Origin of the sequence: Candidatus Sysuiplasma jiujiangense (assembly GCA_019721075.1) — an archaeon.
Lineage (GTDB): Archaea > Thermoplasmatota > Thermoplasmata > Sysuiplasmatales > Sysuiplasmataceae > Sysuiplasma > Sysuiplasma jiujiangense.
The window spans coordinates 1-14,674 of the sequence record JAHEAD010000001.1 but is presented as its reverse complement, the minus strand read 5'-3'; the positions used below and the strand labels follow the sequence as shown (position 1 = coordinate 14,674).

11 protein-coding genes and 1 CRISPR repeat array are annotated in these 14,674 nt (G+C 47.2%); of the genes, 5 read left to right on the top strand and 6 right to left on the bottom strand.

Features of this window, described 5'->3' with window-relative positions; genetic code table 11:
• Window positions 1–67: 67 nt before the first annotated feature.
• Window positions 68–1,171: a type I-U CRISPR-associated protein Cas7 gene (cas7u, locus tag KIS29_00055; GenBank protein MBX8638720.1), complete on the top strand. Its 1,104-nt coding sequence runs from the start codon at window positions 68–70 to the stop codon at window positions 1,169–1,171.
• Window positions 1,172–1,173: 2 nt separating this feature from the next.
• A complete protein-coding gene (gene cas5u6u, locus KIS29_00050) occupies window positions 1,174–2,610 on the top strand; it encodes a type I-U CRISPR-associated protein Cas5/Cas6 (protein ID MBX8638719.1) in 1,437 nt (478 codons plus the stop codon).
• Between the two features lie 32 nt (window positions 2,611–2,642).
• Window positions 2,643–3,783: a CRISPR direct-repeat array (repeat unit 36 nt; unit sequence GCTTCAATGGGGCCACAACTTTTCAGTTGTGGAGAT).
• Between the two features lie 250 nt (window positions 3,784–4,033).
• On the opposite strand, the gene cas2 is transcribed toward cas5u6u, so the two are convergent.
• Window positions 4,034–4,324 carry a CRISPR-associated endonuclease Cas2 gene (cas2, locus tag KIS29_00045; protein MBX8638718.1) on the bottom strand — a complete coding sequence of 97 codons (291 nt, stop codon included), beginning with the start codon at window positions 4,322–4,324 and terminating at the stop codon, window positions 4,034–4,036.
• An 8-nt stretch (window positions 4,325–4,332) separates the two neighbouring features.
• Window positions 4,333–5,973 carry a CRISPR-associated endonuclease Cas1 gene (gene cas1 / locus KIS29_00040; protein ID MBX8638717.1) on the bottom strand — a complete coding sequence of 547 codons (1,641 nt, stop codon included), beginning with the start codon at window positions 5,971–5,973 and terminating at the stop codon, window positions 4,333–4,335.
• Between the two features lie 860 nt (window positions 5,974–6,833).
• On the opposite strand from cas1, the gene KIS29_00035 reads away from it, so the two are divergent.
• Window positions 6,834–7,235 carry a VOC family protein gene (locus tag KIS29_00035; GenBank protein ID MBX8638716.1) on the top strand — a complete coding sequence of 134 codons (402 nt, stop codon included), beginning with the start codon at window positions 6,834–6,836 and terminating at the stop codon, window positions 7,233–7,235.
• Window positions 7,236–7,643: 408 nt separating this feature from the next.
• On the opposite strand, the gene KIS29_00030 is transcribed toward KIS29_00035, so the two are convergent.
• The 3 genes from KIS29_00030 to KIS29_00020 are packed head-to-tail and all read right to left on the bottom strand — an operon-like array spanning window position 7,644 to window position 11,476.
• Window positions 7,644–8,441: a PIG-L family deacetylase gene (locus KIS29_00030; protein MBX8638715.1), complete on the bottom strand. Its 798-nt coding sequence runs from the start codon at window positions 8,439–8,441 to the stop codon at window positions 7,644–7,646.
• 6 nt (window positions 8,442–8,447) lie between these two features.
• Window positions 8,448–9,980 carry an aminotransferase class V-fold PLP-dependent enzyme gene (locus tag KIS29_00025; protein ID MBX8638714.1) on the bottom strand — a complete coding sequence of 511 codons (1,533 nt, stop codon included), beginning with the start codon at window positions 9,978–9,980 and terminating at the stop codon, window positions 8,448–8,450.
• A gap of 38 nt (window positions 9,981–10,018) precedes the next feature.
• Complete coding sequence (locus KIS29_00020; protein ID MBX8638713.1) at window positions 10,019–11,476, bottom strand: APC family permease; 1,458 nt, start codon at window positions 11,474–11,476, stop codon at window positions 10,019–10,021.
• Window positions 11,477–11,988: 512 nt separating this feature from the next.
• Between KIS29_00020 and KIS29_00015 the strand changes: the two genes are divergently transcribed.
• Entirely contained in the window at window positions 11,989–12,966 is a 978-nt protein-coding gene (locus KIS29_00015) for a DUF4392 domain-containing protein (protein MBX8638712.1), read from the top strand.
• Between the two features lie 10 nt (window positions 12,967–12,976).
• Here the strand turns inward: KIS29_00015 and KIS29_00010 are convergent, their stop codons facing one another.
• The gene (locus KIS29_00010) at window positions 12,977–13,678 is read right to left on the bottom strand and encodes a helix-turn-helix domain-containing protein (protein MBX8638711.1); all 702 of its coding nucleotides are present in this window, start codon (window positions 13,676–13,678) and stop codon (window positions 12,977–12,979) included.
• Window positions 13,679–13,866: 188 nt separating this feature from the next.
• Between KIS29_00010 and KIS29_00005 the strand changes: the two genes are divergently transcribed.
• The coding region (locus tag KIS29_00005; GenBank protein MBX8638710.1) for a hypothetical protein at window positions 13,867–14,674 on the top strand (808 nt) is incomplete at its 3' end.

Sequence of the window (14,674 nt, the reverse complement as noted above, 5' to 3'; positions counted from 1 at the left end):
ATCACAATAATTACATATCTGGAAATGGTTCACCCTTTCGAAGCTTAATCACGATTGGAGGATAGTTATGGGCGACCGACAGATTAGTCTGAATATTTATGATGAATGGCTGAGAGATGAAAGCGATGCAGCCGCGATAGTCATGAGGCAGTTGCTTGAGCCTGTAGGTGGAAAAGATTCCGTCATATTCCCGCCGACTTACGCTTCTCCTCCCGGGAAGAAGGATGAAGAATGGACAGGCTATAATATTGACCGGTTTAATGACGGACACAGTGTCTGTCAGATAGACAGTGTTGGCTCCCAGGCTAACCGCATGGAGCCTATTTTCAAGAAAGGGGAATGCAGCAAGTTGATCCCCCAGGTTATCATCAAGGCTGGCGATCGTGAAGTTAATCTGCTGGACGCGGGTCATCGTGCCGCCGACGCAATAGTGCGTTTCTCAACACTTTCCGACGAGTTGAAAGATGCTTTCAGCAAGTATCAAAACGGCGGAAATGCTGACGCGCTTGCGAAAATTGCACCAACCTCTATCGTGTTCGGTTCATGGGACTCACGCGGCACTCAGGCAAAATTGCCCAGAATTGTCGGTTCAGTGATCCGTGCTTACGATGTTGATGTGCTACATCGTTCTGCGCAATACTCGACCATCGCAGGGGAAATCATAGAAGGGGGTGAGGCAGAAGTTATAGAATCCGGACCCAAGGCAGAACTTGGGTTGGCGCACGTTCCGGCAGTTCGAAAACATGGCGGTATCAGGGTTAGAGGGGACATCAGGCGAGACGCCACTTTGAATCTTGCAGCGATCCGTGCTCTGAAGGGTTTGGACGGCGGAATGACCTTGAAGCTTCGCCGGTACATTCTAGGTTTGGCTCTTGTGGCAATTACCTGGCCACAGGAAACATTCCTGCGAGAAGGTTGCCAGCTCGTCCCGGATCAAAAGCATCCGGTTGAGTGGCAGGTGGTCCGAAACGACGGAAGCCGCGAAGCTTTCAGCCTGCAGCATTCGGAAGCCATAAATTTTGCTCAGATGGCCTCTGCAGAATTTGGTGTGGGGTCCAGCAGGACGGGGACTTTCGACTCTAAGGCGGCAAAGAAGGCGATAGACGATTCAAACTCAAAGAAAAGAAAGACCAGCCGTCAGATCCCGGAAGAACAAGCAAATGAAGGATAGAGATGACAAGGTATCTCTGCCTTTCGGTCACGTTTTTGAATCGTGTATTCCATGGCAAGAACGATGACGGCAAACCGGAGTGGCCACCCTCCCCAATGCGCTTGTATCAGGCTTTAATTGCCGGAACACGAGCAGGTAGCTATGCAGGCAGTTGGTCAGACGAAAAGGCAGATGCTTTTAATTGGCTGGAAAGCCGCCAGCCTCCGCTAATTTTTGCCCCGGATGTTGAGCAGTCAAATGGCCATCTTATCTTTGTCCCGGACAACGTTAGCGACAGAGAGTTCGAGCGTTCAGATCGTCTCGTGACCAAAGTGGTACATGCTAATTATCTTTTGAATGGAGATACGGTATACTTTCTTTGGCATCTCGGCGAGGAAAGTGATTTGAAGCATGCTGAGATTATTTGCCGAGAGGCTCGCCATATCCTTGCATTGGGTTGGGGAATCGATCAGGTAGTTGGCAACGGCATAATCCTAGATGATGCCGGAGCCATCGCTTTGTCCGGAAGGCGGTGGCGCCCGATGAAGAATGTATTTTTGCCTGGAGCCCATGCACTGCGCACTCCGAAAGACGGCTTGCTCAAAGATCTCGAAAGTGTGCATCATTCATTTGTCCACAGACTGGACTCATCGTTTTTCAGACCACCGCTCAAATCCAGTCGGTTTGATCGTGTAATCTACCTGCGTCAGGATTCCACACCCCCCCGTTATTTTGCCGCATTCGAGCTTCCAGACGGGATATCTTTTCGCCAGGAGGATGTTGTCAAAGTTGCCGCAATGACACGCTCTTTGGCCTGCAATCATGCCAAAGTGGATACACACACGTTCCCAGGTGGTGTTGAAACTTATGTTGCTGGCCATGCAGGAACACAGGACACCACTCCACCTCGTTTCTCTTACATGCCGCTGCCGTCAATTGGCGGTGAACATGCAGACGGAATGATCCGCCGAATTATCATAGCCGAACCCTTCGGAGGAGATGATACACATGCAGGGTGGGCGAGGCGCCGCCTTATCGGCACAGTACTGAAAGATCGTGATGGCAGGCAGTGTGGCAGGCTCCTAAATCCATGGCGCCAAACATCATCCTTTATGTTCAGGCGCTATACCGGCGAGTCTTATAGTTGGTCTACAGTCACTCCGGTCATACTGCCTGGACACGATGAGAGGTCAGCAGTGAAGGCAGAAAAATTATTCCTAACTGCAGTCCGTCAGGCGGGACTGTCGGTTGAAAGTGTATCGGATATTAGCATGCGCAAGGCCCCCTTTTTTCCTGGATCCTGTCATCCACGCTCGTACTTTCTGCCGGATTACATCAGAACAAAGGGATGGCCCGGCTGGCATGTGAACATCACTTTCCGTGAACCTTTTCATGGCCCACTTGCAATAGGCGCAGGACGTCACATAGGACTTGGCGTCTTTGCTGGAAGTGGAATTTAATGTCATTGTAGTATCAACAACAATGCCAATATGCTTCAATGGGGCCACAACTTTTCAGTTGTGGAGATTATTATAACACCCTTAGCTGTAATCCGAGTCTCCGTGCTTCAATGGGGCCACAACTTTTCAGTTGTGGAGATATGTAGGAACTTTTGTTGTGAGTTTGCGTTTGCCGGAAAGGCTTCAATGGGGCCACAACTTTTCAGTTGTGGAGATAGTTATCGCTACTGATAGCACGAGAGCTACAACCATGCTTCAATGGGGCCACAACTTTTCAGTTGTGGAGATAGGGAAGCGGACAACTTTATGGGAGGGAGAACTCATGCTTCAATGGGGCCACAACTTTTCAGTTGTAGAGATAGGTGAACTCTGATGCCAGTCAGGAAAGGCAGAAAATACGCTTCAATGGGGCCACAACTTTTCAGTTGTGGAGATCTTTAAATGGAGTGATTGAATGGAAGAATTAGTAGTTGCTTCAATGGGGCCACAACTTTTCAGTTGTGGAGATTTATCAGAAGCTGACAAAGCACTTTGGGAAAATGTCTTGCTTCAATGGGGCCACAACTTTTCAGTTGTGGAGATGTGGCCATCTGCGTTCTGAACACACTGCTCTAACTAGCTTCAATGGGGCCACAACTTTTCAGTTGTGGAGATTGGTTATTATATGCGAGAATATGAGGTCGATAAACCAGGCTTCAATGGGGCCACAACTTTTCAGTTGTGGAGATGCCTGCACTGCCCGTGATTGAACCGCTTCCGGTTGCCGCTTCAATGGGGCCACAACTTTTCAGTTGTGGAGATAAGTCTATGCATACGCATCCAGTCGTTACAGCATAGTGGCTTCAATGGGGCCACAACTTTTCAGTTGTGGAGATCGCTGAGCAGGCAGCTGCATAAGAGGAAGCTCCTGGGATAGCTTCAATGGGGCCACAACTTTTCAGTTGTGGAGATCATTTCATATCTGGTGGACGCAAAATCGTTCAACACGCTTCAATGGGGCCACAACTTTTCAGTTGTGGAGATGCACGGGCAGTGACGACTGTAGTCAATCCACGGTACAGGCTTCAATGGGGCCACAACTTTTCAGTTGTGGAGATCGTGGGGTACCACCAATATTTGTTCAAAATTCAACTACATGCTTCAATGGGGCCACAACTTTTCAGTTGTGGAGATGGCCTTAAATACTCTCACCAAGTAAATCTCGAGCGATTATTGCTTTCTATAGGTCATGTGGATCGATTTTCGTTCATTTTCAGGAATTATTTGTTTGTTTTGAGGGAAAGTATATGTTTGCGAGCGCCTCTTCGTAATCATTTCATCACACCTCCACTCGAAAGGTCTGGGCGACTATTGTCGATTCAGATGCTTTCCATCTCCGGGATGGAGAACGTTCACGCCCGTCTGTTGCTCTACACCTGAACCGTCAGACAATGACTGCTTGATGGTCTTCTATATCTGTTTTCTGACCTAAAAATTCTACCCTTTGCTCTAAACCAACGCTCTGTCCGCCAATATTCACGACAAGTACCCTATCAGTGAGGTGGTCTATGACCTTCTCAATATCACTGGTAAGCAGCACCTTTTCCCGTGATGATAGGTAACAGTAAAAGACAGAATACTGCAACTGTGTTCCGTACCCTTTTGCTATCCTAAAAACTTTTCGCCACCTCTTCTGATCTCTGATGTCGTAAGACACCAGGTACAAGTTTCTCATGTGATATGCTACCTCGTCAGGAACATTGGATATTCATTGATCTCTCCCGTAAGTGTTCTGCCAAGCAATCTAGCCTGCACTTCCAGCACTCGTCTATAACTTATTGAATAACCAAATACCGGATGGGTGATTTGAGTTTCAAGTCTGCGCTCGTATGAACGCATGACCTTCTTTCGGGCATCTGGCTTTAGCGCGACAGATCCGGCGCGTTCGACAAAGTCTTCTGCTGTGATCTCTCCATTATTGATAAGACTGATGACGGTTGAATCTGCAATTAAGGGCCTGAACTCCTCCATTAGGTCCAATGACAAAGATGGACGCCCGTATCTGGGCTGGTGAAAAAAACCTAGGTATGGATCGAAACCCACACTCATAAGTACTGTAGTTGTTGTGCTTACAAGTAGTGCGTATGTGAATGACAAAAGCGCGTTAACCGCGTCTCTTGGCGGTCTCCGGTTCCTGGCGTGAAAATCGAATTTGATTGTCTGTCCGTTGGCTTTGATCATTTCAGCGAAGTGGGAAAAATACACTCTTCCAGCTGCCCCTTCAATTCCAAACAGTTCACCGGCAGAATCTATCTGCAATGCACTTTCTGCCAGCCTGGCAAGTTCTTCCAGGGCTGCATCAGGAGAAGTTTCGCAATTTCTTCTCAACATGGTCCTGCAGTTTCGGATCTTACCACATATTATTCGCCTCGCTATGTGAAGCGACAACTGTTCTTCGGATGCGGTTTTGAACTGGCACTGTCGCAGCATAATGTTCTTGTGAGTCATCCCGTTTGTAATGCCGTAAAACCATCCGCCAAATGAGAAATAGCATAAGGAAATACCACGTATACACAGCTCGCGAATCGCTTGAGTGGTGACCTGAACATTACCAAATAACGCCAGGGTCGAAGTTTCGAATAGCTTTGCCGTTGCTATCACATCGCCTTTGCTTCTGATTTCCAGTTCTTCCCCCCTTTTAGCAACCATTGCCCCTTGTTCCTGGACGTAGAGGGGCAGAGCATCGTCTCTAGCTGGTAGAAGGCTTCTTACTTCTTCTTTGTCAATATTGTTCAATTTCACACGTGAAAGAGCAATAACCTCATCAGGAAGACAAATGCCAACAAGGGAGCAACGCGGGCATTTGGGGCTGTCAACAAGCGGAGGCGGAATGGCAGGGCAATCTGCAGTAACCTTTGCCTGTTCAACTAATTTCAGCGTTCTGCTTACCAATTCGTCTGTTATTGGTACAGGAATTCGAATCTTGGAACCTGCATAGTATATCGATGCTTCATTGCAGCGATATCCGTTTTCTCTCAGAATTATCGCTTGCGCACAAACCTGGATCCTCTCAGGCTCAAAACTTCTATATTCATTATTTGGGACTTCTCCCTTCTTGTAATCAACAGGGCACAATTCATCATTATTGCCTTCTATAATGTCAAGTTTGGCGACTATTCCTAGCTTGTCGCTGGATAATGAAACTGACCTTGCGTGTATATTCTCTGTCTCTTCAATCCCATCTGCCACCCCGATATTTCCGCTTTCTTTGTCAACTCTGTGATGAACAAATTCTCCTTCAAGAGTGTCGTCGTTGTGCGCAAACTCTCCCTGCACCCACTCAAGATAGAATAGACGAGGGCAGTAGGAGAATTCATTTAGCATCCTTACAGGAAGCAGTGGAGGTGATTTGTTGTTCATCATCTCGAACCACCCATGATTTTTATTCTTTCTCTTTCGTTCCTCTTACCTGATGAGCACTCATTTACAATGAATATATATTTGTCAGCCGTTATGAATCTCAATTATCGCACTTAAGAACGAACAGTAGCAGTAATCCCACCGTATGCGCATATGCCTTGACGGAGCAGAGTATTTCTCAGCAAATACTCTCATAGTGCGACTTAAGGAATAGTTGCAGATTAGAAGTATTCACTTTTGAGGTATTAGGTAAAGAGGATTGTGCACTGCAATTGTGACTTGAATTAGGAAAGGTGAAGACTCTCACGGCTCATTCTGTGGAATATGGAAAATTGAGTATTCACACAATGAAGAGACTATTCATTTCCTGCCTTTAGGATCGAAGCGTGGTCCGGACCCATTGAAAACAGAATCGTCTCGGGAGATTAATTACCAAAGAAAGAGGTAAAAGTGAAAGAGCGAACAGAGAAATGGATCGATTTGGAAACAGAAGGAGGATTCATCAATATACAGGGAATGAACTCCTGAACAGCAGGAGTACATAGAGTCGTTCCACAGCACGCTGAAGACTGAATACATATGGCCTGTGGAGTCCGGCAAGAGGTTATTCAACACCTATAGAGTTCTACATGAAATACAGGGAACAGCCTTTGCCTTAGGCGGTTACATCAAGTCCAAAGAGCGGAAGGTGATTCCAAAAACATGGGTCCGTTCCACTCCTGCGAACATCTTACTAACTCACCGCTGCTTATCAGCAGGAATGTAACAACGCCAGTAACCGGAAAACCTTATAGGCATAAAATGATCTGTTGATCTGTATCTCAATGCCTGTTACAGATCCGGATACTTGTATTCCGAGACTCTTCAGGGTCATACTTCCTGTAAGCGACATAGAAAAGGCTCAGAAATTTTACTCCTCATTGCTTAACATGGAGGGAAGTAGGGTCTCTCCCGGAAGGCATTATTTCCAGTGCGGCGGCACAATACTTGCATGTTTTGACCCAAGGAAAGATGGTGACAATTTCGATCTCCCCCCAAATCCAGATCACATATATTTCTCAGTCAGGAATCTCAATGCTGTCTTCAGAAGAGCGCAGGTATTGGGAGCTGTAATTTTAGATGAGATTGGGACAAGACCCTGGGGAGAAACATCATTCTACCTGAAGGACCCGTTTGGGAATAAAATTTGTTTCGTTCAGGAGGAAACCGTATTTACGGGACAGTAATAGCTAAAAAATCACTGATAGCATATCTAATAAAACCCATCACCAAGCAATCTTATTTGGCTTTTAAACCTGATAGGGAATGGAGGCTGACCGGTCTTTCATCCGGATCCCACACTCTATCGCTTCTAAAGCAGTTCACCGCATCCAGCCACTCTATTGGCGGCTCTGGAAGACGATTACATTGTGCCAGCATCTGCAGCTATGTCCACACTCAGAATCTCATAAACGTCGGACTCAGAATGCGAAGGAAGGTGAGATCAGCTCGCAGATTGGAAATTCAGACACTGAGGAGTTGTTGGGAGAAAAGGGAGTTTGCACGAGAAAAGAGATAATTCAAATGAACAAATCCTCTATTAAGCAGCTCCGGCTACAGGCAGGATGAAATACGAATCCACGTCCTGAAGAGGTTCAGACAGCCGGTTCCACGAGGTTGCTGGACAGCAGATAGCCGACGCGCTCTGTTATGAATGGCCTGATTATTCTGAACTTCTCGACGAGGCGGCCGCCGCTCAGCGACGGGTATACCCACAGGTTGAGTATCTTTTCCTTCTTCGAACCGCTCTCAAGAAACTTTGCCCGGTAGCCTGCAGAACGCAGTCTCTGTCTAACCTCCTCGATCATGGATTCCAGCTGGCTTGAATAAGCAGACATTGCTTCCACTTTCTTTGGGAGGTAATCGGTCACATCAAAACTTGCATTTGGCTCCGGTGAATTGTAGAACCAGACTTCATCAACTATGTGCGTATCAAGACCCTCCTTCTCTATCTGTTCGGGGCACTCGAGGTGGTAATGCGAAAAGGTGGCTGCATCATATGTTGCAAACGAGACGGTGCGGTGGTCGGGGTTTGGCTCGTACTTACCATAAGGATCGTAAGTCATCACTATATGCGGCTTGAATTTTCTGATGAGGCCCATGATCCTGTTTTTGAGTTCCAATTCCTTCTCAAACATTACGTCGTGATTGAGATAACCCAGGAATATTTGCTGTTCGACACCAAGTATTTCGGAAGCTCTGGCTGCCTCTGTCCTGGTGATCCTTCTGAGATCATCTGCCGATTTTATGCTTCTGTCCATCGTTCCTCTTTCACCGTCAGTGACGGTCACTATTATGACCCTGCTTCCTTCAGCTGTCAGCTTGGCGACTGTTCCTCCTGCCATTATCGCAGTGTCATCAGGATGTGGTTCTACAACAAGGACTGTTTTCATCGAATTTCAACCTTCTTTTGTATGGTGTGTTTTGATCGCAACAGCGTCAATCTCAACTTTCATAAAAGGCGCAACGAAATCGCAGACGATGGTCGTCCTAGAGGGCGGATTTGACGGAAACCTTTTTGCAAACACTTCGTTAAGCTCGCTGAAAAATTCCTTGCTCGAAAGATAGACTGTAAACTTCAACACGTCCTGGAGAGAGGAGCCAGCTTCCTGCAGGATTCTTTCAAGCTTCATCATTGTCGTGCTCAGTTGATCCGCAAATGTCGTTTCGGTCTGACTGTCCTGACCGCTGACACCGGATACGAACACAAGCCCACCCGCTGAGGTGAAGTGGCTGTATATTCCTCCTTTTCCCAGTCCTGGGACATCGCCGGTGCTCCTGTTGGATTTGACTCCCGAAACAGAAAGGAGGGCACTCTCCACGATTGCGACTTCGTCATCTCTCAGACACTGCGGATTGATGTAGATTCCGTCGTCGCGGCAAATAACATAGACAGGCGGTTCATACCTTTTCAGTCTTTCAGATATAATCTCCGGTTCTATTCCCGAAATGTTGAATTTTATCCTAGGTGCAACGACAGGTCTGATGCGCTCTCCCTTTCCGGGAATGACCTTCTCTATGCTGATCCTGTCGTCCGTTGCAGCTCTTACCGATTTTACAAGCCGATCACAGATGTCGTTCCATCTCCTGATTCTTTGAGCATGGTCCAAGCTCAGATATTTCTCAAATGCTGTGACAAACGCGACAATGTCCTCCTTGCTTGTCTTCATGGGTCTGCCGATAAAAGTTCTCATCTGTCCGCCAACGTTGAGATAGCTCAATGGTCCCAAAAGCCTGGCATGGTCGATGATGTCCTTCCTTCCCAGGATGACGCCAGTATCATTGGGTGCGGAAATGTCCTTTCCGCCGCTGAAGATCACGGCGTCGGCACCCGCCTCTAGAAATTCTGTCAGTGCTTCCGCAGGCGGAAGTTCGGCGGCAGCATCGACTATCACTTTAACTCCATGTGATCTTGCTATCCTGACCACATTTGTGAGAGGCAGTGAATCGTCCGGAGAGTATTCTGTATGGATTATTGCAGCTGTTCTGACTGAGATTTCCCTTTCCAGTTCGCTCTCAATGTCTGGCGCTTCGTTGCTGATCAATTTTATCTTAGCACCGGCTATCGTGGAAAGGACTGCATAAGGGTTATCCTTCCAGTGAGCCGATTGCATCAGTACCTCATTTTTCATACCATCAGTATTCGGAAGCGCGGCCATTTTGTCTGGATCACCTTCAGTCATACAGGATGCAACTGACAGAACGATCCCGGCAGCCGCTCCAGAAGTTATGAATGCGGCTTCGGCACCCACGAGTTTTGCAACGAATGAGCCTGCCTTTTCCATGAGCTCATTCATGTCTACGAAATCATAAGCGACCTCAAGCATGGCACCCATTGCTTCAGGCAAGACCCTTGATCCGCCGAGTCGCGTTAGGGTTCCGCTTGCGTTAATGACTTTCCTTACACCCAGCCGTTCAAGCAAACCGTCCACTTCCATCCAAGCAAGTCAGGGGGATCACACTATTCTCATCACTCTGTTTCACCTATCGCCTCCAGCGCAGGAATTCTGTCTCTTCGCAGCGCCAGAACAACGATGAGAACGATGCAAAACAATACAAACACTATCGGAGCGGCTTCAAATGGAAACGTAATTCCGAGTACGGCGTAGTAGATGGCAGCTACGGTCAGGATTATGGATGCGATGGGAATCAAAACAAGCAGCAAAATCCTCTTTGCATTGAGCTGACCAAACCTCTTTCTTAGACCTGACCATATTATAGAAAGGCTGGCCATTCCGTGGACGAGTAATGCGAGCAGTGTCGTGAGTATTCCAAGCACTATGTATGAATCTATTATGCCGTTGGGCACGCCGTACATTGCAACCAGGACAGCGGTCGAGACTGCAGCAAGAAGGATGGTTATACCCGTAATGACGGCTATACCTGCAACAGGTACTCCTCTTTTCGGATTCACCTTGGCAAGTGATGCGGGCAGCAGGCGATCCCTTCCCATCGCAAAGACCACCCTGCTCCCTGACGTAAGGAAGTTGTTGAGCAGTGTGTATATGACCAGGTCATAAAGCAGAGTCATTATGGCAGTTGCCCCGACACCGATATATCGGTTGGTGAGGATTGCTGCGGGAACCTCTGCTGTAACGAAAGACTTCATATTTCCAAGACCCCAGGCTACTGCAGTCGCGTAGGAGGCAATGACCCATGCAAATGCGCCTATCACAAGGATTGTAATGAGTGCCTTTCCAACGGTCTTGTTTGGAGCCTTCGTTTCTTCACCCAGAGAAACGATGGAGCCATATCCGCCGTAAGCAAGGTATCCTCCTGTTACAAAACCAAGGAATAATCCTGAAACTCCTGTATACGGTGTAAAGGGCTTGACGCTGTTGTCAGGTGCCTTCGCTATGAAGATGAGAGATATTACTGTCAGGACTATCATCTGGAGAACACCAAGCGCAATCATCGCCTTGATACTCGGCTTCAGACCAGACCACATACCATAGAAGACAACAGCAAGACCTGAGCCTGCAAATATTATGCCTGCCCACCACGGGAAATTTGTATGAAACACCAGATTAATTGAGCCGCTGAAACCCACAAGATAAAAGAGAATCAGTCCAGCTGCATTGCTTGCCGCGTATAGGACATAACTGTAGGCTGTAAATGTTGCCGCATGTCTTCCAAGGCCGTCTTTCACATAGCCATAGTAGCCTCGGGCGTTGGCAATTTTTCTCGAATACCAGAATAACGTGTTTGCGGACATCAACACACCCACGAATCCTACCAGAAAGACCAGCGCCATTGCGCCCTGCACGAATTCTGCTGTTCCGATCAGTGCAAAAAATATGCCGATCGGAGCAATGCCGCCGAGACCCTGGAAGACCAGTCCCCAGAATCCGACCTGATTCGGAACAAGGCCAGTTGCGCTCGCATGCTTAGCCACTCCCACCTTCTCATTAACCGTTCCCGACGACATTTCGAGTCCCCTTTCTTAACTTATGGAGCATCCGTGGTTGGTCTACAGTCTTTTTCAATGTTGGTAAGCAAAGTACTGAACGAACAGAGACCATCCTGCCGGCAACAACCACTAAATTCCCGGAAAGAGATAAACCTGGTATGCAACATGTTGCATCCAGCGCAAATCCGGAACCTTGAGTCCACATATGAGGTCCTGCAGCTCAAAAATTTTCCATCAATCATTGAATTAATCGGAAGGCCATGCCGGGCGCGACCCAACCTGACAGTTTGCTCATGGCTTCCTGCGAACAGGTCACCGTAGTAATTTCATCAGGCAATCTCCAAAAGCCCGGGCGATCTAAGCATATCATGCCTGTCGCATTGAGGGCATAATCTTATGCCAGGCTTTTGCGCTGAAATCTTGTGTCTGCATCAATCTCCAGCCGGAACCCTGTGAAGCTTACCAGCTCAAATGAAAATTGATTTAGGTGACTAAATATATGCAAATTGCCATCAATGTCCGATCGCTGAATGAATGGTTCCGCAGCAATGGAGATATCCGAACACATTGACAGACTTGTATCAACGGACTTTCATTCCAGGAAGTTCATAATTGACCTTTACGACGCTGCACGCAGACAGTCCGGAAATATTCCATTGACTTACAGGGCAGCTTCGTTGATAAATGAGAAGGTTAGGCCTGATTCATGCGTCTTGTTCATTACCGGTTTCCCGACTTACGGCGACTTCGTTGCCGAGCAGGATGGTCCGGTCGGAGCATCCATGCTGTCAAGGGTTCTTTCGGAGCTGCTGAGGGTGAGACCCGTGGTGCTTACAGATGCAAGCCAGGCATGGATGGTTGAGAAGTGCTTCATGGGCTGCGGTTTCAGTTTGGCTGGCAGATTGGGGGAGGAACACCAGGTCGTGGTCAGAGGATTCAAGGAAAATACAGAGATTGATTTTAGCTCCGTATTTGATGAGTTTTCTCCGTCAGCAATTGTAGCCATTGAAAGGCCATCAAAGAATTCCTCAGGCAGATATATGTCAATGAAGGGAATGGACATTTCTTCCAAAGTGGCGAGGCTAGATGACATTTTAAACGAAGCTCCAAAAAGAGGCATACCAACAGTTGGCGTGGGAGACGGAGGCAATGAGGCCGGATGCGGCCTCATCGAGAAAGAAGTCATTAAATTCCATCCTAATGGCAGAATCATTGCATCGGCTGTTGGAACAGACGCACTGGTCTTTTCCTCAGTTTCAAATTTCGGTGCTTACGGAATTGCAGGGGCACTGGCTGCAATTTCGGGAGACTTTTATGCGCTTCCGGACAAACAGACACTAATATCCGCCCTCAAAAGTGCGGCAACCGCCGGTCTTCACAATGGTCCCCCGAAATGGCTTGATCCCGGCTCAGATGGCATTCCCTTTGAACTGGAGGGACTCGTGTGGGAAGGTATACGGAGGATGATTTGGGAAAAAGTAAATCCGCACTATCCCCGGTTTTATTGATGCTTTCGCATTAATTGGCCTCATTCATGGAAGCGATAATGCAACTGAGGAGTTTACCGATCGCAGATTTCAGTGATCTGTCAACTGTTGATTTGTTTCTGGAAAGAAGAGCGGCCATGTCTGTTACGCTGAGGCTTCGCCTTTCGTTGAAGTAACCCAGTCTGCCTGCAGCCATGAGATATTCTATTTCCTTGTCAGTAAGGACCAGCTTGGAAAGTTTAGAGAGGAGCTGATTTGCCCACATGATTCTGGACATGTCAATTGAACTGACCGCCGACAAGGCGGGATTTACAGTAAAGTTTCCGATATCCATCAAACTGCGTATAAATCTGAATTGACTCCTCGGTTGTATCAAAACATTCCATTTCTGAACGCCCTCTTCCACACTTGAACTGTATGTTGTCAAGTTGTACTTCAGGAGATTTTCCCTGACCGTATTGTGAAATGGTCCAGTGAACGATACCATGTAAATATTGCGGAAAATACGCTCACAGTTGATTAGTTCATTGATCAGCCCGATTGTCTCCTGTCTCCTGAAGAATGAATCGATTGTTGTCCTTTTGTCATCCCATTTTGCCAGTATAATTTCATAGTTGAAGTCGGTGCCGTTCGGATGCCAGGAAAGGCTCTCCATACGGCAACGTAGCCTGTTTGTCAGCCTGGTCCAGTCTCTTCCGTGCCTGAATGAAAAGGAGAGCAACTGCTCTTCCATGGATTTAGTAGTCCCCCTGCCTTGGCCGGAATTATATGCTGTCAAGCTCTTCGCGTTACACCCGCGCCGACGTCTACTATAAGCGTGTTATTATTTGACTGTATCGCAGTTTTGAAGGCTTAGAGCAGTCGAATATGATTAATTGAAACAAAGCGCGGATTACTCTTCCCGCAGAAAAGTGAGATTCGATGAATTCCAGAGTCCTGGATTTCCCGTCACCCCTGTCAGCCCTCAGTGAGGCGTATCTGAAGCGCTTAAATCACCAGCATTCTATTACACCAGTGGTGGCATTGCAAGACAACGAATTGTCGGAGAACCTTGACAGACTCAGTGCCATTCTCGAAAGGGCAACAGAATTTGTTTTGAGTCAACTTGCAAATAAAGCCAATCAAGTTGCAATTAATGAAGAAATCACGGCAGTAGAGATTAACTATGAAGCCAGAACGTGGAAAATGAAGGAAATTCAAAGACTATCGCCCCTGATGTCGAGTGGTTTTGCAGAGGAGATCATTAAGATGGCTGAATTTCCACAAGTGAAAAAGTGTGTCGAATTCATGTCTTCTGCAGGTTTTGCTGAGCGCTTTGGCTGGATTGAGCTTCCACTGCCTGTGCAATTTCCTGAGGAGTCAAAGCGGGACATGAGCAAAGAGGCATTTCTTCTGCACAGGATCTTCCGCAATTTCGTCGCAGATTACATTATGAATTTTAAGTTCGAATTCAACCAAGGTAATTTTTCGAAAGTGTTTGAAGAGCTGAAGAGTCATGTCAGCAATCCTAATGGAAACAGAAGGAGCGCTGTTGTACTGAGAAATTTTGATATGGTTGGCATAGATTCGATTGAAATATTTGGCTGCAGATTGAGATATATAGAAACAGAGGAGCTTTTGGATCTGATTATAATAGGTGCATACGATCGGAATGTGGGGAACCCTTATGCTCTTCCACCATCCGGACTTTCAGGAATTCTTAACCCGGCGTTTTGTATCAGTTTGCCGC